The following is a 25,014-nucleotide window of genomic DNA, read 5'->3' as shown; positions in this document are numbered from 1 at the left end:
GCGATCCTCCGTCGGAGCGCTGTCGGCCTTAAGAACGCCGCGTCCCTACGGGCCGTTCGCAGCCTGCGGCAGCGGCTACACGAAACGCGTCCCGGCAACCGCCTGTAGCCGCTGCCGAGCTCCGGCGATGCTGCGCAAAGGCCCGCAGGGCCTTGCCTGGCGATCTCCCGCCGAGCCCGCAGCAGCTTCAAGGCTGCCGCGGGTTTCACAGGGCAAAGGGAATGGTCAGCTTGGCCCAGAGCATGTCGCCCTCGGGGCGGTTTTCCACATCGAACTCCTTGGCCCAGCGGATCTCGGCGCTGGCGTACTTGAGAAAACGCAGGTGCAGCGCCGGGCCGATGGCGAGCACTTGCCCGCGTACCCCGTCACTCACGTCCTCGCCCATGAAGGTCACGGTCTTGCCGTTCTGTTTGTCGTCGGTGGTCTGCTTCAGGTAGTAGCCGTTGAGCCCCAGGCTCAGGTCGTCGGTCAGGCGGTAGCTGGCCGAATAGTCGAAGTGCAAGATCTGCCCGGAACGGTAGTGGGTGGCGTGGTTTTCCTGGTTGAAGCTGTAGGTGCTCTTGAACGACAGCTCGGTACGCTCGCTGGGCAGCCAGGTCATGGAGAACAGCGGCTTGTAGGTGGTGAAGTTGTTGCTGGTGTTGGCCAGCCGGTCGGCATCGTACTGCCCGGTGGGCAGGGTCACTTCCAAGGCCGCGCCCAGGGTCAGGTCGGGGCCCATGTCCCACAGGATGATCGGCGCGAAGGTGGTATCGCCCATGCTTTCGCGGCGGTCGCTCTGGCCGTACAGCGACACCTGCTGGCGTAGGTAGGGCTGGGCCACGTAGCCCCCCAGGCGCCCGCCCAGGACCCGCAGCGGGCTCAGGTAGTCCAGGCGCGGGATGATCGCGTCGGAGGTGATCCTGACCTCCTGGACCTTGCCGCCAAAGGAGCTGATGTCGAGCTTCCTGGCCTGGTAATGGTTGTAGTAGAGGTTGAAGGCGAACATGTGCTCCGGGAGCTGGTCGGGGCTCAGGGGCAGCACGTAGAAGCCGTCCGTGCCGGGGCCGATATTGTCGACCCCGGATTCGGTGGCCTGGGCATTCAGGCTGGCGCAGGCGGCCAGGGCCACGCCCAGGTGCAGGGAGCGAGTGAGGCGGGTCGGGTGCATGGTTGGGCTCATTCTTATTGTTAGTGGGGGCGCGGCGGCAGGCACGCCGCCCGCCCCATAGAAATAAGCCCTGGGCCGGGCGCGGGGCAGGGTATTGGCGGACAGGGAGGGGGACTTTGTCGGACACTTTGCAATGCTTTGTTACATTCCCCCGTAAAACCCCAGGCAACGGGATATGCTTGAACCGCCGGTGAAGCCTTGGCGCCGGTGCCTGACCGACAATAAAAACAGCCGCTCAAGCGGCCCGGAAGCCCACTCCCATGCAGATCAAAGCCGCCGATGCCCACGACCAGCTGGCCCTGGTTTCACCCTTCCTGCTGCAGACCCTGGCGGATGTCGCCGAAGCCAAGGGCGTCAGCGCCGAGCGCCTGTGTCGCGGCCTGGGCTTTACCCTGGACGACCTGCAGGACCCGACCCTGCGCATCTCCTATCGCCAGGCGGTGGCGATGATCGAACGTGCCCTGGCGGCATTGCCGCAGCAGGGCCTGGGGCTCTGGGTCGGCAGCCGCAATGTGCTGGGCACCCTGGGCCTGCTGGGGCATGCGTTGTCGTTGTGCCGGACCCTGGGCGACGCCTTCGAGCTGGGCATCCGCCATCAGCACACCTCCGGCACCATCGTCAGCGCCGATGTCGGGCGCCAGGGCGAAGAGTTCTTTGTCGAGCTGCAATGCCGCCTGCCCTACGGCGAGGTGCAGATCTTTGCTGCGGAAGAGTTCTTCGCCAGCCTGCTGATCTATGGCCGGGCCCTGGTCAGCGCGGATTTCCAGGCCCTACGGGTGGAGTTCATGCACGCCGCGCCGGCCTATGCCGAGCTCTATACCCGGTTGCTGGGCCCCCACGTGCAGTTCGGCTGTCTGCAGGCGCGCATGGTGATCGAGGCCCGCTGGTTGCAGGCGCCGCTGCCCAACCATCATCCGGTGGCGCTGCGCCAGGCGCTCAAGCTGCTGGAACTGGAAAGCGCCCAGGTGCACCAGAAGATGGACCTGATCCAGGCGGTGGAGCGCGCCCTGAGCCGGGACCTGCGGGCCGGCAGCCACATCGAGCAGGTGGCGGGGGATTTGAACATGAGCGGGCGCACCCTGCGCCGGCGCCTGACCGAACACGGCCTGACCTTCGAGGCGCTGCTGGAACGGGTGCGCCAGGCGCGAACCCTGAACCTCTTGGGCAACCCGGAGCTGTCCATCGAACGCATCACCGAAGAGGTCGGCTACAGCGACGTGCGCAGCTTCCGCCGGGCCTTCAAGCGCTGGACCGGCCTGAGCCCCAGCGCCTTTCGCGAAGAGGCGGCGCTGCATTGAAGGCCGCCCTGTAGCCGCTGCCGAGCCCGCGAGGCTGCGCAAAGGCCCGCAGGGCCTTGCTTGGCGATCTCCCGTCGAACCTTGAGCGGCCTCAAGATCCCCGCGTCTGCTGCGTCGCAATGCCGCCCATGCCGTTCTCAGCCTGCGGCAGCGGCTACACAACCCCGGCCCGGCCTTTTCACCACGGCCTTGCAACGTCGCCGCGCAAGCGGTGACAAGCCTTGCCCCTTTCGACGCTGACGCCGGCAGCCCATGGCGGTAAACTCCTGCGCCTTTATTCAGGAGTTCCCATGAGTTACTACCAGCCCGGCATCCTCGCTGCACCCGTTCCGTCCCAGGCCCGCCACCTGTTCTTTGCCCTTGAGTCCATCGAGGCGTTGCCCCAGGCCCTCGACCAGTTGCTGGCACGGGTGGATGGCGCAACGGCGGTGGCAGGTTTTGGCGCGTCACTGGTCAAGGCCCTGGGCGCGCGAGTGCAGGGGCTCAAGGCGTTCCCGGCGCTGACCGGCGTGGGCGTGGACAACCCTTCGACCCAGCACGCGCTGTGGGTCTGGCTGCACGGTGATGATCGCGGCGAGCTGCTGCACCGCAGCAACGAGCTGGCGGCCGCCCTGGCCCCGGCCTTGCGCCTGGTCGGCATGAACGAGACCTTCCGCCACAAGACCGGCCACGACCTCACCGGTTATGAAGACGGCACCGAAAACCCTCAGGACGAAGCCGCCGTGGCCGCGGCACTGGCCGAGGGCGAAGACGGCCTGCGCGGTGGCAGTTTTGCCGCGATCCAGCAATGGCAGCACGACTTCCAGGGCTTTGCCGCGATGCAGCAGCAAGAGCGCGACCACATCATGGGCCGGCGGCTGAGCGACAACGAAGAACTGGACGACGCGCCGGTCTCGGCCCACGTCAAGCGCACCGCCCAGGAAAGCTTCGCCCCGGAAGCCTTTCTCGTGCGTCGCTCGATGCCGTGGATCGAAGGTGACAAGGGTGGCCTGATGTTCCTTGCCTTTGGCCGCACCCTGAACGCCTTCGAAGCCCAACTGCGGCGCATGAGCGGCCTGGAAGACGGCATCACCGACGGCCTGTACCGCATGAGCCGGCCGATCACCGGGGGCTACTACTGGTGCCCGCCGCTGCACAACGGCCAGCTCGACCTGCGCGCGCTGCAAGCGTCGAAATGAACACCGGGGCCGAGCCGCTGCAGACCGTGCGCTGGGGCATGATCGGTTGCGGCAGTGTCACCGAGCGCAAGAGTGGCCCGGCCTTCTACAAGGTTCCGGGGTCGGCGCTGGTGGCGGTGATGGGGCGCCGGGCCGAGGCGGTGCGCGACTATGCACAGCGCCACGGCATTGCCCGCTGGTACACCGATGCCCAGGCCCTGATCGACGACCCCGAGGTGGACGCGGTGTACATCGCCACGCCCCCCGACAGCCATTACGCCTACAGCCTGCAAGTGGCCGCCGCCGGCAAGCATTGCTGCGTGGAAAAACCCATGGCCCTGCATGCCGGGCAAAGCCTGGCCATGCAGCAGGCCTTCGAGCAGGCCGGGCTGCATCTGTTCGTCTCCTATTACCGGCGTTCCTTGCCGCGCTTTGCGCAGGTGCGGCAATGGCTGGCGGATGGGCGCATCGGGGAGGTCCGGCACCTGCACTGGAGCCTGAGCAAGGCTGCCTCCGAGGCCGACCGCAGCGGTGCGGCCAACTGGCGTACCGACCCGCAAGTGGCCGGCGGCGGCTATTTCGCCGATTTGGCCAGCCATGGCCTGGACCTGTTCCAGTACCTGCTGGGCGATATCGTCGAGGTGGCCGGCTTCAGCACCCGCCAGGCCGGGCTGTATGCCGCCGAGGATGCGGTCAGCGCCAGTTGGCGCTTCGCCTGTGGGGCGCTGGGCAGCGGCGCCTGGAACTTCGTCGCCGACCGCCGGGTAGACCGGGTGGAAATCATCGGCAGCCAGGGGCGCATCACTTTTTCCGTGTTCGACGAGCATCCGCTGCAACTTGAAGCCGAAGAGACCCTGAACCTGTTCATCGACAACCCCGCGCACATCCAGTGGCATCACGTGCAGGGCATGAACGCCCATATCCGCGGCCAGATCCGGCACCCGGCCCTGGCCAGCGAAGCCCTGAAGACCGACCGGGTGATGGACCGCATCCTGCAGCGCGGCTGATCCCAGGGCGCATGCCTGTCGGGCCTCTTCGCCGGCAAGCCGGCTTCTACGGGGTTTGTGGGGCGCATTGCCGGCCTGTTCCTGCGGGCTTTTGTAGGCGCTGGCTTGCCAGCGAAGGCGGCCTTGAGGCGGGTGCCAGTCGTTCGGGCCCCTTCGCCGGCAAGCCGGCTCCTACGGGGGCGGGCGGCTGGTCGCTCAGAAGGTCTTCTTGATGCTGGCCACCCAGGTCGCTCCGCACAGGTCGCTGAAGCCGTAGTTGCTGGTGCACTGGCTGCGGGACAGGTCGGTGTCGATGTAGCTCAGGCCCAGTTCCAGCCCGGCCATTTCCCGGGTCAGTTTGGCTTCCCATTCGTGGTAGCTGTCCTCGCCCTGGCCCGAGGCGCGGATCAGCCGCGGATCCTTGAAGTCCATCTGGCCGTAGCGCAGTTGCAGCCCCAGTTCCAGGGGTAGTCGGGTCTCGTAGCCAAGGTAGCGGTACAGGGTGCTCTGCTGGCTGTCGATGCCGGGGGCATCGTCGGAGTAATAGGCCCCCAGCTTGACCCCGTAGACGCTGAGGATGCCGTACACCTCGCTCTGGTTGAACTGGGCTTCCCGGGGGTAGCTGTACTTCAGGTAGCCTAGGTCCAGGCTGATGTCTGCGCTGGCCTGCCACAGCCAGCCACCGTAGTAGTCGACTTCCTGGCGGGTCTTCAGGCCACCGCCGAAATCGACGTTGGAGCTCCAGGTGCCCAGGTACAGGCCGCTGCTGTGCAGCAGGGTCACGGCCGCCTGGGCCGCGGGGTCGTTCTGGGTCTGGGAGATGCCGCGGGTGCGGTAGTCGCTGGCCAGGGTCAGCTCCAGCTCCACGGCCAGGTCGTCGGCCAGGGGCAGGGCGTGGCCGGCCTGCGGCAGCAGGCACACGGCGCCCAGGGTGAGCAGGGTGAGGGTCTTCATGGGTATCCCGTTGTTGTGATTGTTATGGGGGAGCGGGCAAGGCGGCGCCGTACCCCGGCGTCACCAGGGCGCGGGGCAGGCGGTGCAACGGTGGCGCGGGGTCAGAGTGGGCGGCTGTAGATCTCGCGGCCGGCGAACCAGGTCTGCAGCACCTGGGTTTCATGCAGGGCCTTTTCGTCCACGGTAAACACGTCGCGGTCGAGGACGATGAAGTCGGCCTGCTTGCCGGCCGTCAGCGAGCCGATCTGCTGTTCCAGGCCCAATGTGCGCGCGGCATTCTGGGTGTAGGCATAGAACAGGGTTTCGCGGTCCAGGCGTTCGTCGGCGTTGAGCACCCCCAGTGGCCCCTGGCGGGTGATGGCCTGGGCCATGGCGTTCCACGGGTTGGGCGACGACACCGGCCAGTCGCTGGCGCCGGCGAGGGTCGCGCCCTGCTTGAGCAGCGAGTGCGCCGGGTACTGGTAGCGGAACGCCAGGGCGCTGACGTAGGGCTTGATCATGTCCAGGGTGTAGTCGTCGGCCGAGGCCCAGAGCAGTTGCATCGAGGCAATCACGTTGAGCGGCTTGAAGCGGGCGAACTCCTTGGGGTTGACCATCTGCAGGTGGGTGATGGAGTGGCTGATGCCGCTCTGGCGATCCTTGCGCGCCTGCTCGATGCCGTTCAGCGACTCACGCACCGCACGGTCGCCGATGGCGTGGATGTGCACCAGCCAGCCGCGCTGGTCGATGGCGCTGACCAGTTCGCCAAAATGCGCCGGGTCGATCAGCAGTTCGCCGGGTTTGTGCGAGTTGCTGTAAGGCTCGAGCATCGCCGCGCTCTGCGCCGGGTATTCGATCACCCCGTCGGCGAAGATCTTGATGCCCGGCAGGGTCAGGTTGGGAATGCCCTGGAACTGTTGGCGCACTTTGTCCAGGGTGTCGAGGTCGGCCGGCCGGCTGCGGGGGTTGGCCACCAGCAGGGCGGCGACGTGGGCGGTCATCCCGCCGCTCTCGGCCAGGGCCTTGTAGGCCGGCAGCACGCCGACGGTGTGCTCGGTGGGCTTGAGGGCGAACACCGCTTCGCCGGGGGCGGCGTTGGCGGCCGGGTCCATCCAGGCGGTAATCCCCAGGCTGTTGTTGTAGTGCAGGGCCGACTGCGCGGCGCGTAGCATCTGCTCGGGCCCCGGCACCGGCATTTTCGCGGCCACCCGGTCCCAGCCGGCGTCCACCAGGAAACCGTTGGGGCGGCCGTCGGGCAGTTGGCCGATGGTGCCGCGCTCGGCCTCGGGCAGGCTCTTGAGCAGGGCGGCGTCGATGCCGGCGCGCTGGAGCATGAAGTCATTGGCCCAGGCGGTATGGTGATCGCTGCCGGTGAACACCACCGGTACCCTGGCCCATTCACCCTGGTTGAAGCGCTGGCCCAGGGCCTGGGCCTGGGCCCAGTAGGCCGAGCTCATGCCGGCGATGCTGAGCACGTCGGCATGCCGGGCGCTGCCGTCGTCACGCCAGGCGCGCAGGCGTTTTTCCAGTTCGTCGAGGCTGACCACCTCGTCCTGCAGGTTGGCGCTGGTCATTTCCAGGCCACCGAAGATCGCGTGGGAGTGGGTGTCGATCAGGCCCGGCATCAGGGTCTTGCCGCCCAGGTCGACGACCCGGGTGTGGCTGTCGATCAGTGCCTTGATCTGCGCATCGCTGCCGGCTTGCAGGACCTTGCCGTTCTCCACCGCCAGGGCCTGGACCTTGGGCTGGGCGCGGTCGGCGGTGAAGACCTGGCCGTTGAGCAGCACCAGGTCGGCGGCGGCCATGGCTTCCAACGAGGCAAAACTCATGGCGGCCAGTAACAGCGTCGGGGTCAATCTTTTCATTGAACATTTCCTTGTTATTGCGTCTGATCGCCAGCTTAGGGGCTGTCCATAACGGGCAGAACGGCTGCTTCACGAAAAACATTTTTGCCTGGGTGGAAAAACCATGGACAAGTTGAATGCCTTGAAGATGTTCGTGGTCACCGCCCAGCTGGGCAGTTTCAGCCGGGCGGCGGAGCAGTTGGGCAAGACCCCCTCGGCCCTGACCAAGGCGGTCAACCACCTGGAGGCCGAGCTGGGTTCGCGCTTGTTCGAGCGCAGTACCCGGCGCATCGTGCTCACCGAAATCGGCCGGCTCTACCTGGAGACCGCGCGCCAGGTGCTGCAGCGGCTGGAAGAGGTGGGCGAGGAGGTGGAGCAGCTGCAGCACGGTCTGCGCGGCAACCTCAAGGTCACTGCGCCGCTGGCCTACGGCCAGGCATTCCTGGATCAGGTGTGTGGTGGTTTTCTTGAGCAGTACCCGCAGATCAATCTGCAAGTGGACCTGTGCGACGAGTTCGTCAACCTGCTGGAAAGCGGCTACGACCTGGCCCTGCGCGAAGGCCATGACGACCTGCCGGGGCTGATTGCCCGGGTGGTCGGAAGCAACCGCCTGGCCCTGTGCGCCAGCCCGGCCTACCTGGCGCGCAAGGGCCGGCCGGTGACCCCGCAGACCCTCGAAGAACATGAATGGCTGCTGTATCGCCACCCCTTGCTCAGCCGGGAGTTCTGGTGGGCCGAGCGCGACGGCCAGCGCCTGAGCCTGCCCCAACCCCAGGCACCACGCCTGCGCAGTGACAATTACGACCTGCTGCTGGCCAATGCCCTGGCCGGGCGCGGCCTGCTGCACACGCCGCTATGGAGCGCCGCACCGTACCTGGCCGACGGGCGCCTGGTGCGGGTGATGGCCGACTACGCGATCGACCCGGACAGCTTCGGGCCGCACATCCTCGCGGTTTACCCCAGCCACCGGCGGGCGACCGCCAAGGTGCAGGCATTCATCGACTATGTCAGTGGCTTCCTGGCCAGCCGTGGCCTGGACTGATTGGCGGTTCTTGTCAGATAAATCCGAGAGGAGTACAAATGTACTCCATGACGACTTTATCTCCCCGCCGCACTGCCATCCTGACCTTTATCCGCGAGCGCATCGCCGATCACGGCCAGCCCCCGAGCCTTGCTGAAATCAGCCAGGCGTTCGGTTTCGCCTCGCGCAGCGTGGCGCGCAAGCATGTGCTGGCGCTGACCGAGGCCGGGTTCATCGAGGTCAACCCGCATCAGGCCCGGGGCATTCGCCTGCTCAACCAGCCACGGCGCCCCGAGCTGCTGGAAATTCCGGTGCTGGGGCGGGTGGCCGCCGGTGCGCCGATTGGCGTCGATGCCGACATACACGGCCAGTTGCTGCTGGACCCGGGGATGTTCTCCCGCACTCCGGATTACCTGCTGCGGGTCCAGGGCGATTCGATGATCGACGACGGCATCTTCGACGGTGATCTGGTGGCAGTGCGCCGCAGCAGTGAGGCGCGCAACGGCCAGACCGTGATCGCCCGCCTCGACGGTGAGGTGACCATCAAGCGTTTCGAGCGCAAGGGGCAGGGCATTCGCCTGTTGCCGCGCAACCCGGCCTACCAGCCGATCGAGGTCACGGCCGACCACGAACTGTTTATCGAAGGCGTGTTCTGCGGTCTGGTGAGGCAAGGCTGATGGGCGCCGTGGTCGCACTGGATTCGCTGTTCAATGCCGGGCGGGTGTGGAAAGGCCGCCCGGCCGCCGCGCCTGCCAGCCCGCAGCCCACCGGCCATGCCGCCCTGGATGCGGTGCTGCCCACGGGCGGCTGGCCGGAAGCGGCACTGACCGAAATCCTCATTGCCGCCCAGGGTCTGGGCGAGCTGCAACTGCTGTGGCCGAGCCTGGCGCGGCTGAGCGCGGCGGGGGAGCGCATCGTGCTGGTGGCGCCGCCGTTCGTGCCCTATCCCCAGGCCTGGCAGAACGCCGGGGTGGATGTGCGCCAGTTGTCGATCATCCAGGCCGGGGAGCGTGATGCCCTGTGGGCCGCCGAGCAGTGCCTGCGTTCCGGCAGTTGCGGCGCGGTGCTGTGCTGGCCGCAGCAAGCCGACGATCGCGCCCTGCGGCGCCTGCAGGTGGCGGCGGAAAGCGGCCAGACCCTGGCTTTTGCCTACCGCCCCCTGGAGACGGCGCGCAACCCCTCGCCGGCGGCCTTGCGGATTGCCGTGCAAGGCCGTCCCGGGCAGTTGCGGGTGCTCAAGTGCCGGGGCGGGCTGGCCCATCCGGCGCCTATCGCCTGGCCCGCCGGGCACTGAGGTTGGCATGCGTTGGGTGTGCATCCTGTTCCCGCAATTGGCGCTGGACGCAGTCTTGCGTCAGCGCGCCGAGCCCGAAGCGCCCCTGGCGCTGCTCAGCGGCACCCCGCAGCGCCGGGTGATCCAGGCGGTGAACGCCGCCGCTCGCGAACTGGGCCTGCGCCCCGGGCAATCGCTGACCGCCGCCCAGGCCCTGACCAAGGCCTTTGCCAGCGCCGAATACGACCCCCGGCAGATCGAGCACTGGCAGCAGTTTCTTGCGGCCTGGGCCTATGGCTTCAGCTCCCAGGTCAGCGTCGCCTACCCGCGCACCCTGGTGCTGGAGATCGAATCCAGCCTGGGCCTGTTCGGCCCCTGGCCGCAGTTGGAAGCGCGCCTGCGCCGTGAATTGCAGGCCCTGGGCTTTCGCCACCGGATCGTCGCCGCGCCCAATCCGGCGGCGGCCCGAGCCCTGGCCAATGCCTATGACGGCTTGGCGGTGGCCGACTGCGAGGCCCTGGCCCAGGCCCTGGGGGCCATGCCCATCGAGCGTCTGGGGCTGGCCCCGGAGCAGGCCACGGCCCTGTCGCGCATGGGGGTGCGCAGCTTCCAGCAACTGCGGGAGCTGCCCCGGCCCAGCCTGGCCCGGCGTTTTGACGGCAGCTTGCTCAAGCACCTGGATACCCTGCTCGGCGAGCGCCCGCTGGGGCTGGCCTTCTATCAGCCGCCGGACCGCTTCGACCTGCGCATCGAGCTGAATTTCGATGTGCAGTCCCATCAAGCGCTGCTGTTTCCCCTGCGCCGGCTCACCGCCGACCTGGCGGCCTTTCTCTGTGGTCGCGACAGTGGCGTGCAGCGCTTTGCCCTGCACCTGGAGCACGCCGAAGGCGCCGACACCCTGATTCCGGTGGGGCTGCTCAGCGCCGAGCGCGACCCGGCGATGCTGTTCGAACTGGCCCGTGGGCGCCTGGAACAGATCCAGGTGCCGGCGCCGGTGCGCAACCTGCGGCTGGTGGCCGAGGACCTGCCGCTGTTCGTGCCCCAGCACAGCGAGCTGTTCGACGAGCGCCCGCAGCAGAACCTGCCCTGGGAGCAGTTGCGCGAACGCCTGCGGGCGCGCCTGGGGGATGACGCGGTGCAGGGCCTGGGGCATCGCGCCGATCACCGCCCGGAGCGCAGTTGGCAGGCGCAGACCGATTCGCGCCCGTGCCCGGCCACCCCCGGGCTGCGCCGCCCCGGCTGGCTGTTCAGCGAGCCCCAGGTGCTGGGCGAGGGCTCGGTGCGCATCCTCATGGGCCCGGAGCGCATCGAGTCCGGCTGGTGGGACGGTGCCGATGTGCGCCGCGACTACTACCTGATCGAAACCGCCGCCGGCCAGCAAGGCTGGGCCTATCGTCAGGTGGGCGAGCCCGGGCCGCTACTGTTGCAGGGCTGGTTCGCATGAGCGCCTACGCCGAGCTGCACTGCCTGTCCAACTTCAGCTTCCAGCGCGGCGCCTCCAGTGCCGCCGAATTGTTCCAGCGTGCCAAGGCTCTGGGCTACCAGGCCCTGGCGATCACCGACGAGTGCACCCTGGCGGGGATTGTCCGCGCCTGGCAGGCCTCTCGCGATACGGGCCTCAAGCTGATCGTCGGCAGTGAAATGCAGATCGAGGACGGCCCGCGGCTGGTGCTGCTGGTGGAAGACCTGGCGGGTTACCAGGGCCTGTGCCGGTTGATCACCCGGGCCCGGCGCCGGGCCGAGAAGGGCAGCTATCGCCTGCTGCGCGAAGATTTCGCCGAACCCTTGCCGGGGCTGCTGGCTCTATGGCTGACGGGCGCCGGCGAGCCGCTGGCCCAGGGCCGCTGGTTGCAGCAGGTGTTCCCCCAGCGCCTGTGGCTGGCGCTGGAGCTGCATTGCGGCCAGGACGATGCCCGGCACCTGCAACAGCAACTGGCCCTGGCCCGGCAACTGGGGCTGCCAGCCGTGGCCTGTGGCGATGTGCACATGCACGTGCGCGGGCGCCGGGCGCTGCAGGACACCATGACCGCGATCCGCCATCACCTGCCGGTGGCCGAGGCCGGGCAACGCCTGTTCGCCAACGGCGAGCGCCACCTGCGGCCCGTCGAAGTGCTGCAAGGCCTGTACCCCCAGGCCCTGCTCGACGAGTCGCTGGCCATCGCCGGGCGCTGCGCTTTCGACCTCGGCCAACTGCGCTACCAATACCCCCGGGAGCTGGTGCCCGAGGGGCACGACGCTGGCTCCTGGCTGCGGGTGCTGACCCAGCGCGGCATCGTGCGCCGCTGGCCCGCTGGTGCCCGGGCCGAGGTACTGAAGCAGATCGACAAGGAGCTCACGCTGATCTGCGACCTGGGCTACGAGAGTTATTTCCTCACCGTGCACGACATCGTCGACTTCGCCCGGCGCCAGCACATCCTCTGCCAGGGCCGGGGCTCGGCGGCCAACTCGGTGGTGTGTTTCGCCCTCGGCATCACCGAGATCGACCCGGACCGCTCGACCCTGCTGTTCGAGCGTTTCCTGTCGCGTGAACGCAACGAGCCGCCGGACATCGACGTCGACTTCGAGCACGAGCGCCGCGAAGAGGTGCTGCAGTATGTGTTCCAGCGCTATGGCCGGCACCGCGCGGCGCTGACCGCGGTGGTCAGCACCTACCACGGCGCCGGGGCGGTGCGGGATGTGGCCAAGGCCCTGGGCCTGCCGCCGGATCAGGTCAATGCCCTGGCCGACTGCTGCGGCCACTGGAGTGATACGCCGCCCAGTGTCGAGCGCCTGCAGGAGGCCGGGTTCGACCCCCAGAGCCCGGTGCTGCGCCGGGTCCTGAGCCTGACCGGGCAGTTGATCGGCTTTCCCCGGCACCTGTCCCAGCACCCCGGCGGTTTCGTGATTTCCGAGCAGCCCCTGGACCACCTGGTGCCGGTGGAGAACGCGACGATGGCCGAGCGTACGGTGATCCAGTGGGACAAGGACGACCTGGACATGGTCGGCCTGCTCAAGGTGGATATCCTCGCCCTGGGCATGCTCAGCGCCATTCGCCGCTGTTTCGACCTGATCCACGGCTACCGCGGCCAGCGCTACAGCCTTGCCAGCATTCCGCCTGAAGATCCCGCCACCTATGAAATGATCGGCCGCGCTGACACCATCGGCGTGTTCCAGATCGAATCCCGGGCGCAGATGTCGATGCTGCCCCGGCTCAAGCCGCAGAACTTCTACGACCTGGTGATCGAGGTGGCCATCGTTCGCCCGGGGCCGATCCAGGGCGGCATGGTCCATCCCTACCTGCGCCGGCGTAACCGTCAGGAGCCGGAAACCTATCCGTCTCCGGAGCTGGAGGGCGTGCTCAAGCGCACCCTGGGAGTGCCGCTGTTTCAGGAGCAGGTGATGCAGATCGCCATTGTCGCCGCCGACTACACGCCGGGGGAGGCCGACCAGTTGCGCCGCTCCATGGCCGCCTGGAAGCGCCACGGTGGCCTGGAGCCGCACCGCGAACGGCTGCGCAAAGGCATGCGCAAGAACGGCTACAGCGACGAGTTCGCGGCGCAGATCTTCGAGCAGATCAAGGGCTTTGGCAGCTACGGCTTTCCCGAATCCCATGCCGCCAGTTTCGCCTTGCTGACCTACGCCAGTTGCTGGCTCAAGTGCCACGAACCGGCGGCCTTCTCCTGCGCCCTGATCAACAGCTGGCCCATGGGCTTCTACAGCCCCGACCAGATCCTCCAGGACGCCCGGCGCCATGGTTTGCAGGTTCTTGCGGTGGATGTGGGGGCCAGTGACTGGGACTGCAGCCTGGAGCCGATTCCTGTCCAGCCTGCACGCGCTGGAAATGGCCCCCCCGGGCAGCCGGCCCTGCGCCTGGGGCTGCGGATGATCAAGGGCTTTCGCGAGGACGATGCCCGGCGCATCGAACGTGCCCGCCGGCAACGGGCCTTTGTCGATATCGCCGACCTGGGCGAGCGGGCCCGCCTGGATGTCCGCGCCCAGGAATTGCTGGCCGATGCCGGCGCCTTGCAGGCGCTGGCCGGGGATCGCTATCGGGCCCGCTGGGAAGTGGCCGGGGTGGAAAGACAGCTGGGGCTGTTCGCCGGCCTGCCGAGCCAGGAGGAAGCGCCGGTAGCGTTGCCCCGGCCCAGTGTCGGCGAAGACCTGCAGGCGGATTACCACAGCCTGGGCACCACCCTCGGGCCGCACCCCCTGGCGCTGCTGCGCCCGCAGCTTGCGGCCCGGCGCTGCCGCAGCTCGCGCGACTTGCTGGCGGTGGAGCACGGGCGTTCGGTGAGCGTGGCCGGGCTGGTCACCGGGCGCCAGCGGCCGGGCACCGCCAGCGGGGTGACCTTCGTGACCCTGGAAGACGAGTTCGGCAACGTCAATGTGGTGGTCTGGCGCGACCTGGCCGAGCGCCAGCGCCGGGTGCTGGTGGGCGCGCAGTTGCTCAAGGTCGACGGCACCCTGGAAACCGAGGGCGAGGTGCGCCACCTGATTGCCGGGCGCCTGAGTGACCTGAGCCCGCTGCTGGATGGCATTCACGTACGCAGCCGCGACTTTCGCTGATGTAGCCGCTGCCGAGCCCGGGCGAGGCTGCGAAAAGGCCCGCAGGGCCTTGCTTGGCGGTCTCCCGCCGGAACCCCGGCGTCCTCAAGACCGCCGCGTCTGCTGCGTCGCAATGCCGTCCAAGCCGTTCGTCCGACCGCGGCCCGAGCCTGCGGCAGCGGCTACACGAAACGCGGATCGGCAGTGGCCTGCCGCTTTGCTATCCCCCGAGTCTGTGGCAATGGTTACAGAATGACGCCAAGGTTTTTTATTCCTTTTCGCACTGATGGCGCTTTGGCATAATCGCCGCCGATGATGCCCCCTGCATCAAGTTTCAGAACGCTCGGCCGACGACTTTCGAGCCTGCACAGACTGGGGCCGCAGACGTGCGGCAGGGCGCAAGTGCATCTAGACAGTGCACCCAAATGGATACTCAAGAAGGAACATAGAGTGAGAGTGATCTCGAAGTTGATGTTGTCCGCTGTAGCACTGGCGGTGCTGGCGGGCATGAGCGGTTGCGCCACGGAAAGCTCCCGGGCCTTGCCGGTGGAGAAGGTCCAGAGCGCCAGCCAGGTATGGACCGGAGCCCGGGTGCCGATGGCCGTGGGCAAGTTCGACAACCGCTCCAGCTACATGCGCGGAATCTTCTCCGATGGCGTCGACCGCCTCGGCGGCCAGGCCAAGACCATCCTCATCACCCACCTGCAGCAGACCAACCGCTTCAGCGTGCTGGACCGCGACAACATGGGCGAGATCCAGCAGGAAGCGGCCATCAAGGGCCAGGCGCAGAAGCTCAAGGGCGCGGACTTCGTGGTCACCGGCGATGTCACCGAGTTCGGTCGCAAGGAAACCGGCGACCACCAGCTGTTCGGCATCCTCGGCCGCGGCAAGACCCAGGTGGCCTACGCCAAGGTGGCGTTGAACATCGTCAACATCAGCACCTCCGAAGTGGTCTATTCGACCCAGGGCGCTGGCGAGTACGCCTTGTCCAACCGTGAAGTGATCGGCTTCGGCGGTACCGCTGCCTACGATTCGACCCTCAACGGCAAGGTCCTCGACCTGGCCATGCGCGAGGCGGTCAACCGCATGGTCGAGGCCATCGACGCCGGCGCCTGGAAACCGGGCCGCTGATCACACAGCTGACAGGGAGAAGTGCAAGCATGTCGAAGACGATGATGGCGCGGCCAATGATGGCCGGCGCCTTGCTGGGCTGTGTGCTGCTGGCCGGTTGCAGCGGGCCGAAGACGCTGTACCAGTGGGAAACCTACCAGGCCCAGACCTACGAGTACTTCAAGGGCGAGGAGGCCCGGGAGGCCCAGGTCGAGGCCCTGGAGCGCGACCTGCAGAAGATCAAGTCCACCGGCAAGGCCGTGCCGCCGGGCTACCACGCCCACCTGGGCATGCTCTACGCGAGCCTGGGCAAGGATGACCAGATGGTGCAGCAGTTCAATACCGAGAAGGCGCTGTTCCCCGAATCCGCCTCGTACATGGACTTCCTGCTCAAGAACGCCAAGAAGGGAGCCGCCCAATGAGCCTGATGACCCTGCGCAACCTGCTGGGCCTGTTGGCCGTGAGCCTGCTGGTGGGCTGCGCCGCGCCCAGAAGCGTGGACTACTCGGCCTACAAGCAGGCCCGGCCGAAGTCGATCCTGGTGCTGCCGCCGCTCAATGAATCGCCGGACATCAAGGCCACCTACAGCATGCTGTCCCAGGTGACCTTTCCCCTGGCCGAAGCCGGTTACTACGTGATGCCGATCGCGGTGGTGGATGAAACCTTCCGCCACAACGGCCTGACCAACCCGGCGGACATCCACGGCCTGGCGCCGGCCAAGCTCAACGAGATCTTCGGCGCCGATGCCGGCCTGTACATCACGGTCAAGGAATACGGCACCAGCTACATGCTGATCAGCAGTGCCACCGTGGTCACCGCCAGCGCCACCCTGGTGGACCTGAAGACCGGCACCACGTTGTGGACCGGCAGCGCCCGCGCCTCCAGTGAGGAAGGCAACAACGGCAACAACGGTGGCCTGGTGGGCATGTTGATCACCGCTGCGGTGAAGCAGATCATCAACACCAGCACCGACGCCGGCCATCCGATTGCCGGCATCACCAGCCAGCGCCTGCTGTCGGCCGGGCAACGCACCGGCTTGCTGTACGGTCCGCGTTCGCCGAAATACGGCACCGACTGAGGGGCAGGGAGCGGGCAATCCGCTCTTTTTCAGGCGGCGCCTGTCGGCGTCCGCCTGGAACCCGGGCCATCGCCTATTCTGTTTTTTCAGTCGCGCGAAGGGCGTTGCCCGGCGGCATGGCCGACCAGTGGCGAAGCCGATCCAGGCCCTGGTGAAACCATCCGCGTGCACCGTGCTCAAAGGCTCTGGAGGCTGCGTTGCTGCCTCTTGAAAACCCACGCTGTGCCACGTTTTTCGTAGAGTCCGTTCATGCCGTTCTTATCTGATCATCACGGGTGCCAGGGGTGGAAGGGCGAGATGGCCGAGCGCATCCGTGCCTTCGACTGGTCCGCCACCAGCCTCGGGGCGTTGCAGCACTGGAGCCACAGCCTGTGCAGCACAGTGCAGCTGATGCTCGGCTCGCCGCTGCCGATGGTGATGCTCTGGGGCCCCCTGGGCTACATGATCTACAACGATGCCTATGCCGAGTTCGCCGGCGGCCGCCATCCCTACCTGCTGGGCTGCGCCGTGGAGATGGGCTGGCCGGAGGTTGCCGAGTTCAACCGCGGGGTGGTGAACACCTGCCTCAGCGGCGGCACCCTTTCCTATCACAACAAGGAACTGGTGCTGCTGCGCAACGGGGTGCCGGAAGACGTCTGGATGGACCTCTACTACAGCCCGGTGGCGGGGGACGACCAGGCTCCGGCCGGGGTCATCGCCATTGTCGTGGAAACCACCGCCCATGTGATTTCCGAGCGCCGCCGCCAGGCCGCGGAGGCCGCCTACCGGGCGGAGAACGAGCGCGTGCAGCTGGCGCTGAATGCCGGTGCGTTGCTGGGCTCCTTCGTCTGGGACGTCCAGGCCGACGTGCTGTCTTGCGACGAGCGATTTGCCCGGACCTTTTCCTACCCGGCGGACCAGCCCCTGGACAACCTGCCGATCGATATCACCGAAAGCCGCATCCACCCCGATGACCTGCCGCGCATCAAGGAACTGGCCCGGTACAGCGTGACCCAGGGCGGGCCCTACAACGCCGAATACCGGGTGCGCCGCGAGGACGGCAGCTACACCTGGGTGCTGGCCTGTGGCCGTTGCGAGTTCGACGAGTCGGGCCAGGCCTTGCGTTTCCCCGGGGTGCTGATCGATATCCAGGAGCGCAAGATCGCCGAGGAAGCCCTGCGCCAACTGACCCGCAACCTGGAGCAGCGGGTGCTGGAGGAGGTCAACGCGCGGCTCAGCGCCGAGGAGCAACTGCGCCAGGTGCAGAAGCTCGAAGCCATTGGCGGCCTGACCGGCGGCGTGGCCCATGATTTCAACAACCTGCTGCAGGTGATCGCCGGCAACCTGCATCTGCTGTCCCGCCACGAAGCGGGCAACGCCAATGTGCAGCGGCGCACGGCCGCCGCGCTGACGGCGGTGGAGCGCGGCGCCAAGCTGTCGAACCAACTGCTGGCCTTTGCCCGGCGCCAGCCGCTGTCACCGGCCAGCTACAACCCGCGGCACCTGTACGAGGGCCTGGGGGAGTTGCTGCAGCGGGCCCTGGGCGAAACCATTTGCATCGATGTGCAATTGCCCGCCGAGCCCTGGTGCATCCATGTGGATCGCAACCAGTTGGAAAACGCCGTGCTCAACCTGGCGATCAATGCCCGGGATGCCCTGGGCGGCGAGGGGCGGATCCTCATCAGCGCCGAGAACCAGGTGCTGGATTCGCGCTTCTGCGCCGGCAAGGGCATCGCTGCCGGCGAGTACCTGTGCCTGAGTGTGGCTGACGATGGCCCGGGCATGCCCGCCGAGGTGCTCAAGCAGGCCTTCGAACCCTTCTTCACCACCAAGGCCGACGGTCATGGCACGGGCCTGGGCTTGAGCATGGTGTTCGGTTTCGTCAAGCAGAGCGGCGGCCATATCGAGATCTTCAGCAGCCCGGGGCAGGGCACCCGGGTGCAGATGTACTTTGCCCGCAGTGCCGAACCTTCGCTGCAGCAGGCGCCGCGCCCGGGTCAGCGGGCGGGCGGTGGCGAGGAAAGCATCCTGGTGGTGGAGGACAACGCCGAGGTGCGCAGCGCCGCGGTGGAAATGCTCGAACACGAGGGCTACCGGGTGCGCACCGCGAGCAATGGTGACGCTGCCATGCAACTGCTGCTGGACGGGCTCAAGGTCGATCTGATCTTCACCGACGTGGTGATGCCCGGTCTGATCAAGAGCACGGACCTGGCCACCTGGGCCAAGACCCAGGCACCGCCGATCGCGGTGCTGTTCACCTCGGGGCACACCCGCGACATGATTTCGCGCAACCACCAGCTCAGCCCCGACACCCACCTGCTGAGCAAGCCCTACGGGCCTGCAGACCTGAGCGCCATGGTGCGTTCGGTGCTGGAGGCCTGAGCGGCGCCTGGCGCCAAGTGTGAAGCAGCGCATAAAAATCCCCAGGGGGCGACGACAAACTGGCGTCAAACTTCTACGCTGCATGAAGTTGAATGAACTTGTACGTTTTTTCTGCTGACCAAGGACAGGGGCATCGACCGCCTGATCCCATAACAACAAACGTCGTCTTGCGCGGTTTTTCTTCTCAACCTTTTTTGGATGCTCCGCCGTGATCTCCACCCTTGAACTGCGCAGAATCGTTGAAACCAGCTTCCTGCCCCTGCATTGCCAGTGCACCGTCGGCCACGACGGGGCCATGACTGTGCGCATCTGCGACCCCGCCAGCGGGCGCGTCGACCTGTTGGTCACCGGCATCGCCACCCGCGGCCTGACCAGCTCCCGGGCGCTGTCGGAGCTGATTGCCGAGTTGCGCTACGACCTCCAGCACACCCGTCTGAGCACCGAGCAGCAAGCCCGCCGCCAGCACGGTCGCTGAAGCGCCAGGGAACATTGCGCCGGGGGCGAGGCTCGAACCCCGGGTACGCGCGTCGATCTTCCACGGGGCTTACCTCGGGCCTCGGACCTTGTGTGATGATCGCGCTTCGACTGTTCGCGGTTCTCGACATAAGGCTGGTTCATGACTGCTTCCCGTAGCCCCTCCGATGCTTCCCAGGCGAGCCCTTCGTCCTTTCCAGCCAGCGGTTTTGTCCGGGTGCGCGGCGCCCGCGAGCACAACCTGAAGAATGTCGACGTGGACATTCCCCGGGATGCGCTGGTGGTGTTCAGTGGGGTGTCGGGCTCGGGCAAGTCGTCCCTGGCGTTCTCCACCCTGTATGCCGAGGCCCAGCGTCGCTACTTCGAATCGGTGGCGCCCTATGCCCGGCGCCTGATCGACCAGGTGGGGGTGCCGGATGTCGACCGCATCGACGGCCTGCCGCCGGCGGTGGCCCTGCAACAGCAGCGCGGCACTCCCAGCACGCGCTCTTCGGTGGGCAGCGTGACCACCTTGTCGAGCCTGGTGCGCATGCTCTATTCCCGGGCCGGTAGCTACCCGCCGGGGCAGCCGATGCTGTATGCCGAGGACTTTTCGCCGAACACGCCCCAGGGCGCCTGCCCGGAATGCCATGGCCTGGGGCGGGTCTATGAGGTCGACGAAGCGAGCATGGTTCCCGACCCTTCGCTGACCATCCGCCAGCGCGCCGTGGCCTCCTGGCCCCTGGCCTGGCAGGGACAGAACCTGCGGGACATCCTGGTGACCCTGGGCTACGACGTCGACATCCCCTGGCAGCAACTGCCGAAAAAGCAGCGTGACTGGATCCTCTTCACCGAAGAAACCCCCACAGTACCGGTGTACGCCGGGCTGACCCCGGAACAGACCCGCGAAGCCCTCAAGCGCAAACAGGAACCCAGCTACATGGGCACCTTCAGCGGCGCCCGGCGCTATGTGCTGCACACCTTCACCCACACCCAGAGCGCGCTGATGAAAAAGCGTGTGTCGCAATTCATGCGCGGCAGCCCGTGCCCGCTGTGCGAGGGCAAGCGGCTCAAGCGCGAGGCCCTGGCGGTGACCTTTGCCGGGCTGGATATCGGCGAGCTGGCGCGCCTGCCGCTGCTGCAACTGGCCGAGGTGCTGCGGCCGGTGGCTGCGGCAGATTACCTGGAGCAGGCGCCCGCCGATGATCCGGTGCTGAGCCACGCCCAGACCCGTGCCGCGCGTCAGCAGCGCCATGCCCAGGGCGCCCCGGAGCATCGTGGCGCGCCGGATGTGCGGCATACGCCGAACCTGTCCCTGGAAAAGCGCCTGGCCGCCCAGCGCATCGCCCAGGACCTGCTGGAGCGGGTCAGCACCCTGACCGACCTGGGGCTGGGCTACCTGGCCCTGGAGCGCAGCACGCCGAGCCTGTCTTCCGGTGAGTTGCAGCGCCTGCGCCTGGCGACCCAGCTGGGCTCGCAGCTGTTCGGGGTGATCTATGTGCTGGACGAGCCCTCGGCAGGCCTGCACCCGGCGGATGCCGAGGCACTGTTCGAGGCCTTGCAGCGGCTCAAGGCCGCCGGCAACTCGCTGTTCGTGGTGGAGCACGATGTGCAGACCATGCGCCGTGCCGACTGGCTGGTGGACGTGGGCCCGGCGGCGGGAGAGCGTGGTGGCCAGGTGCTGTACAGCGGCCCGCCGGCCGGCTTGGCCGAGGTGGCGCAGTCCCAGACCCGGGCCTACCTGTTTCCCGAGCAGGCCCCGGCCCGGCGTACCCCGCGCCCGCCCCGGGGCTGGCTGCGGCTGGAAGGTATCAGCCGCAACAACCTCAAGGAGCTGGACGCCGAGTTTCCCCTGGGCTGCTTTACCGCGGTGACCGGGGTTTCCGGTTCCGGCAAGTCGAGCCTGGTGAGCCAGGCCCTGCTGGAACTGGTGGGCGCGCACCTGGGCAAGGCTTCGGCCAGCGATGAGGCGCCGGAGCTGGACCTGGCGGACGACGCACCGGTCAGCAGCGGCGGGCGGGTGGTGGCCGGCATGGAGCAGATCAAGCGCCTGGTGCAGGTGGACCAGAAACCCATCGGTCGTACCCCGCGTTCCAATCTCGCGACCTACACCGGGCTGTTCGATCAGGTGCGCAAGCTGTTCGCCGCCACCGACGAGGCCCGGGAGCGGGGCTTCGACGCCGGGCAGTTTTCCTTCAACGTGGCCAAGGGCCGTTGCCCGGCCTGTGAGGGCGAGGGCTTTGTCAGCGTCGAGCTGCTGTTCATGCCCAGCGTGTTCGCCCCGTGCCCGACCTGCCATGGCGCGCGCTACAACCCCCAGACCCTGGCCGTGACCTGGCAGGGCCTGAACATCGCCCAGGTGCTGCAATTGAGTGTCGAGCAGGCCTTGCCGGTGTTCGCCGAACAATCGGGCATCCGCCGCGCCCTGGAAGTGCTGCGCGACATCGGCCTGGATTACCTGCGCCTGGGCCAGCCGGCCACCGAGCTCTCCGGCGGTGAGGCGCAGCGCATCAAGCTGGCCACCGAGCTGCAGCGCACTGCCCGGGGCGCCACCCTGTACGTGCTGGACGAGCCCACCACCGGCCTGCACCCACGGGATGTGGACCGTCTGCTGGAGCAACTGGACAAACTGGTGGCGGCCGGGCACAGCCTGGTGGTGGTGGAGCACGAAATGCGCGTGGTGGCCCAGGCCGACTGGGTGATCGACATCGGCCCAGGTGCCGGCGACCAGGGCGGCACCCTGGTGGCCTGCGGCACCCCGCACCAGGTGGCAAAGCAGCGCACTAGCCGCACCGCGCCCTTTCTTGCCCAAGCGCTGGGCGGACGTTGATCCAGGGCAAAAGTGGCGACGAACGGTTACCGCTGGTCTGATTGGCGGTCGACAGACCCGGTCCGGCGAGGCCATTCTGATAACCGGCGGGGGCGTGATGACGCCCTTGCTGCCGATCAACCACGGAGGTGTTCCATGCCGGTGACCCACGACCTTTACCAGGACCTGAGCTGCAGTAAAGAAGACATTCAACAGCGTCGGGCCAGTGACCCCCACCTGAATGCGCTGTTCGACAAATACACCAGCATCGACGATCAGGTGCTCAAGGCCGAAGCTGCCGCTGCCGCAGACGACGAACTGAAGAAACTCAAGGAAAAACGCCTGCTGATCAAGGATGAGATCGCCGGGAAACTCACCGCCGGTTCCTGACCCCCCTGTAACAAAGACGCTCGCAGTAGCAAGGAGCTTGTTGTGGCAAGGGAGCTTGCTCCCGCTGGGCGGCATAGCCGCCCAGACGCCCGCCGGGCTGTCCCCACCCCAAGCTGCAACGCACCCAGCCTCAAGGCGCCAGCGCCTCCTTCAACGACAACCGGGCCATGTGCCTGGCCGTCAGCGACCCCAGGTACAAGGCATCGCCATATTCGCGCACCGTGGTGATCGGCGAGTAGTTGCCGCTGCTGCCATCCTGCAGGTTGGCGATCACCCGGCCCTGGGTATCCAGGCCCAGCACGAAGCCGCGTTTCTCCACCGGCTTGGGCAATACCGTCATCGCCCGCACCAGCATCTTGCGCACGAAGGGGTAGGGCGCGGTGGCGTCGAGCAACGGGTTGCGCGGTGCGTACAGGGCCACCCAGAAACGCCCGGCGCCATTGAAGCTCAGGTTGTCCGGCAGCCCCGGCAGGTTGTCGATGAACAGGTCGTGGCTGCCGGCCTTGTCACCCTTGAGCCAGTAGCGGCTGATGCGGTAGGCGCCGGTTTCATTGACCAGCACATAGGCCTCGTCCGGCCCCAGGGCAATGCCGTTGGCGAACTCCAGGCGGTCCAGCAGCACCTCGGTGGTGCCGCTCTGGAAGTCGTAGCGCAGCAGGCGGCCATCGGCGCCGTGCTCGATCACCGCTTCGCCGTCATGGCCATAGCCCCAGCGGCTGGTGGCGTCGCTGAAGTAGGCGTAGCGCCCCGCGGCATCGACCGCCACATCGTCGGTAAAGCCGAACTTCAGGCCCTTGGCCTCGGTGCTCAGGGTCTGCAACTGGCCCTGGCTGTCCAGGGCCAGCAGGCCCTTGATGGCATCGGCGATGATCAGGCGCCCGTCCGGGTGCCGGGCCAGGCCCAGGGGCCGGCCGCCGGTATTGACCAGCACTTTGAGCGCACTGCCGTCGAGGCTGCTCTGGATCACCCGGCCGTCATGCAGGCCGCTGAGCAGTTGTTCGTGTTCCAGCAGCAGGGCTTCGGGGCCGTCGATGTCCCGGGCGCCCACCGGCTGCACGGCCTTGAGCTTCTGGTTCTCGGCAAACGGCCCCTGGCTCAGGGACGGCGCCGGCGCCGGGTTCCAGGCCACCGGCTGGACCCTGGTCGGCATCAGCAGCAGGAAGGCCAGGACGGCCAGCAGCACCAGCAGGACAATCCGCAGGCCGCTGAAGCGGCGGGGGGCAATCTGATTCATGCAATGACTCCTGTCGGGGCGGCCTCAGGACGGGCGGCCGGGGGCCTCGGTGGCGGGCAGCGGGATAGCTTGCTGGGCCATCTCGCACAATGCCAGCAATGAGGCGGCGGATTCCCGTTCTATCCGTCGCTTGAATAACAGCTGATTGCCCAGGCGCATCAGCAGGTTGTCAAAGCCGTACTCCAGGGTCCGCACGAAGCGCGTGTGCTGCGCCCCCAGGGGCTGGCATTCGTAGGTCACCTGCAGGTGCAGGCCGTGATCGCCCCGGGCACTGGCACGCCAGCGGTGCCCCGGCAGGTACTCCTCGACCGTCCAGCTCAGGTGACCGCTGCGCCCGCCGGCATGGATGTCTTCCTCGAAGCCTTGCCCGGCGAACAGCGGGCCTTCGTCGCCCTCGACCCTGAGCGAGGAGGGGTGCCACTGTGGCCAGAGCCGCGAGCTGGCGGCATAGGCCAGGGTGCTGGCGGCGCTGCGGGGATGTCGACCTGGTGCTGCATGCGGGTCATGGGCGTGGCCTCGTCAGGGGTGGAAGTGACGGCTGGCGGCTCTTGCGGTTGCCAGTGCAGGGTACCGAACAGCCAGTCCATCAGCGGCAGGACAATATTGAAGTTGCGCTCCTGCATCAGCTCGCGGCGGTGATGCAGTTCGTGCAGGCGGCGCATCTGCCGCACCCAGGGCAGGCGCGCCAGGGGGTGATTGGCGGGCAGGTGCTCGCAGGCATGGAACACCTCGTAGGCCAGGTAGCCGAGCAGGGTGCAACTGGCGAACAGCGCCGCCACGTTGCCATTCCACAGGCGCAGCAGCGCCCACAGGGGCAGGGCGAAGAGCAGGCTGTGCACCACGATCAGCCAAGCTGGAAACAGAATCACCCGCCAGTCCCGGTAGCCTTCATAGGCCATCAGCCCGGGGGCGAAGAAGCTGTGGTGGTCGCCGGTATGGCGGGCATAGAACATCCGCGCGAAGCGCTGCTTGTGATGCCCCAGCCAGCGGTGCACCACGTAGATGCACAGGTTGAAGAACAGCAGCGCCACCGGCACCGCCAGCCATTCCAGGGGCTGCACCTGGCTCAGGGTGCGGCATAGCAGGCCGATGCACAGCAGGCCATAGGCCAGGACAAAGCCGCCATGCAGCCAGGGGTTGTAGCGCGGACTGACCGCTGCTCGGTATTGCTGACGAAAGTGCTGGGTGGTTTCTCGCACGGCCCGATTCCCGTTGTTGTTTTTATGGGCTGCAGCGTAGCCGGCGGGTAATTATCCAGCCAATGGATAGTGGGAATGAGGATTATTCATCAGGCTGAAAATGCCCGAGTAAAGTTCATCGAAACGACGGTGTGATGAATGAAAGATTGACGCCAGAATAGTGGCTATTTAGTATTTTGATATTGAATTGATAT

At 67.1% G+C, this 25,014-nt stretch carries 19 protein-coding genes and 1 pseudogene; 15 read left to right on the top strand and 5 right to left on the bottom strand.

Annotated elements, in window-relative coordinates; translation table 11 throughout:
- Positions 1-205: 205 nt before the first annotated feature.
- The gene (locus KI242_RS19380; RefSeq protein WP_123430520.1) at positions 206-1,150 is read right to left on the bottom strand and encodes a transporter; all 945 of its coding nucleotides are present in this window, start codon (positions 1,148-1,150) and stop codon (positions 206-208) included.
- A 260-nt stretch (positions 1,151-1,410) separates the two neighbouring features.
- On the opposite strand from KI242_RS19380, the gene KI242_RS19375 reads away from it, so the two are divergent.
- The 3 genes from KI242_RS19375 (at position 1,411) to KI242_RS19365 (ending at position 4,612) form a co-directional block, all read left to right on the top strand.
- Positions 1,411-2,448: an AraC family transcriptional regulator gene (locus KI242_RS19375; RefSeq protein ID WP_011061981.1), complete on the top strand. Its 1,038-nt coding sequence runs from the start codon at positions 1,411-1,413 to the stop codon at positions 2,446-2,448.
- A 290-nt stretch (positions 2,449-2,738) separates the two neighbouring features.
- Complete coding sequence (locus KI242_RS19370; RefSeq protein WP_077934444.1) at positions 2,739-3,626, top strand: Dyp-type peroxidase; 888 nt, start codon at positions 2,739-2,741, stop codon at positions 3,624-3,626.
- Between the two features lie 17 nt (positions 3,627-3,643).
- Positions 3,644-4,612 (top strand): Gfo/Idh/MocA family oxidoreductase, encoded by a 969-nt coding sequence (locus tag KI242_RS19365; RefSeq protein WP_174395685.1) that lies wholly within the window; start codon positions 3,644-3,646, stop codon positions 4,610-4,612.
- A 195-nt stretch (positions 4,613-4,807) separates the two neighbouring features.
- Here the strand turns inward: KI242_RS19365 and KI242_RS19360 are convergent, their stop codons facing one another.
- A complete protein-coding gene (locus KI242_RS19360; protein ID WP_212805460.1) occupies positions 4,808-5,545 on the bottom strand; it encodes a TorF family putative porin in 738 nt (245 codons plus the stop codon).
- A 101-nt stretch (positions 5,546-5,646) separates the two neighbouring features.
- Positions 5,647-7,389, bottom strand: coding sequence for an amidohydrolase (locus KI242_RS19355; protein WP_053152559.1), 1,743 nt, complete (start codon positions 7,387-7,389; stop codon positions 5,647-5,649).
- A 103-nt stretch (positions 7,390-7,492) separates the two neighbouring features.
- Here KI242_RS19355 and KI242_RS19350 point away from each other — a divergent pair, with 103 nt between their 5' ends.
- The 12 genes from KI242_RS19350 (at position 7,493) to KI242_RS19295 (ending at position 22,387) form a co-directional block, all read left to right on the top strand.
- On the top strand, positions 7,493-8,410 hold the full coding sequence (locus tag KI242_RS19350) for a LysR family transcriptional regulator (protein ID WP_123430524.1): 918 nt from the start codon (positions 7,493-7,495) through the stop codon (positions 8,408-8,410).
- 38 nt (positions 8,411-8,448) lie between these two features.
- Positions 8,449-9,066 carry a transcriptional repressor LexA gene (gene lexA / locus KI242_RS19345; RefSeq protein ID WP_015636117.1) on the top strand — a complete coding sequence of 206 codons (618 nt, stop codon included), beginning with the start codon at positions 8,449-8,451 and terminating at the stop codon, positions 9,064-9,066.
- Positions 9,066-9,683, top strand: a complete 618-nt coding sequence (gene imuA / locus KI242_RS19340; protein ID WP_011061974.1) for a translesion DNA synthesis-associated protein ImuA — start codon at positions 9,066-9,068, stop codon at positions 9,681-9,683. The genes lexA and imuA overlap by 1 nt, the downstream gene beginning before the upstream one ends.
- Before the next feature lie 7 nt (positions 9,684-9,690).
- The gene (locus KI242_RS19335) at positions 9,691-11,106 is read left to right on the top strand and encodes a DNA polymerase Y family protein (RefSeq protein WP_041752360.1); all 1,416 of its coding nucleotides are present in this window, start codon (positions 9,691-9,693) and stop codon (positions 11,104-11,106) included.
- Positions 11,103-14,207 carry an error-prone DNA polymerase gene (locus KI242_RS19330; RefSeq protein ID WP_212805459.1) on the top strand — a complete coding sequence of 1,035 codons (3,105 nt, stop codon included), beginning with the start codon at positions 11,103-11,105 and terminating at the stop codon, positions 14,205-14,207. Before KI242_RS19335 ends, KI242_RS19330 begins: the two co-directional genes overlap by 4 nt.
- 450 nt (positions 14,208-14,657) lie before the next feature.
- Positions 14,658-15,317 carry a CsgG/HfaB family protein gene (locus tag KI242_RS19325; protein WP_015636114.1) on the top strand — a complete coding sequence of 220 codons (660 nt, stop codon included), beginning with the start codon at positions 14,658-14,660 and terminating at the stop codon, positions 15,315-15,317.
- A gap of 29 nt (positions 15,318-15,346) precedes the next feature.
- On the top strand, positions 15,347-15,718 hold the full coding sequence (locus KI242_RS19320) for a DUF4810 domain-containing protein (protein WP_011061970.1): 372 nt from the start codon (positions 15,347-15,349) through the stop codon (positions 15,716-15,718).
- A complete protein-coding gene (locus KI242_RS19315; protein WP_015636113.1) occupies positions 15,715-16,374 on the top strand; it encodes a DUF799 domain-containing protein in 660 nt (219 codons plus the stop codon). Before KI242_RS19320 ends, KI242_RS19315 begins: the two co-directional genes overlap by 4 nt.
- A gap of 249 nt (positions 16,375-16,623) precedes the next feature.
- Entirely contained in the window at positions 16,624-18,735 is a 2,112-nt protein-coding gene (locus tag KI242_RS19310) for a PAS domain-containing hybrid sensor histidine kinase/response regulator (protein WP_053152552.1), read from the top strand.
- Between the two features lie 208 nt (positions 18,736-18,943).
- Complete coding sequence (locus tag KI242_RS19305) at positions 18,944-19,210, top strand: DUF1652 domain-containing protein (protein ID WP_011061967.1); 267 nt, start codon at positions 18,944-18,946, stop codon at positions 19,208-19,210.
- Positions 19,211-19,351: 141 nt separating this feature from the next.
- A complete protein-coding gene (locus KI242_RS19300; protein WP_077934437.1) occupies positions 19,352-22,018 on the top strand; it encodes an excinuclease ABC subunit UvrA in 2,667 nt (888 codons plus the stop codon).
- A gap of 135 nt (positions 22,019-22,153) precedes the next feature.
- Entirely contained in the window at positions 22,154-22,387 is a 234-nt protein-coding gene (locus KI242_RS19295) for a DUF465 domain-containing protein (protein ID WP_015636110.1), read from the top strand.
- 130 nt (positions 22,388-22,517) lie between these two features.
- On the opposite strand, the gene KI242_RS19290 is transcribed toward KI242_RS19295, so the two are convergent.
- Together KI242_RS19290 and KI242_RS19285 are read right to left on the bottom strand one after the other, a co-directional pair.
- A complete protein-coding gene (locus KI242_RS19290; protein WP_041118927.1) occupies positions 22,518-23,621 on the bottom strand; it encodes an SMP-30/gluconolactonase/LRE family protein in 1,104 nt (367 codons plus the stop codon).
- A gap of 24 nt (positions 23,622-23,645) precedes the next feature.
- A pseudogene (locus tag KI242_RS19285) lies at positions 23,646-24,820 on the bottom strand (SRPBCC family protein).
- Positions 24,821-25,014 lie beyond the last annotated feature (194 nt).

It is taken from the genome of Pseudomonas sp. Eqa60 (genome assembly GCF_018326405.1).
Taxonomy (GTDB): domain Bacteria; phylum Pseudomonadota; class Gammaproteobacteria; order Pseudomonadales; family Pseudomonadaceae; genus Aquipseudomonas; species Aquipseudomonas protegens.
This window is presented reverse-complemented; position numbering and strand designations above follow the sequence as displayed.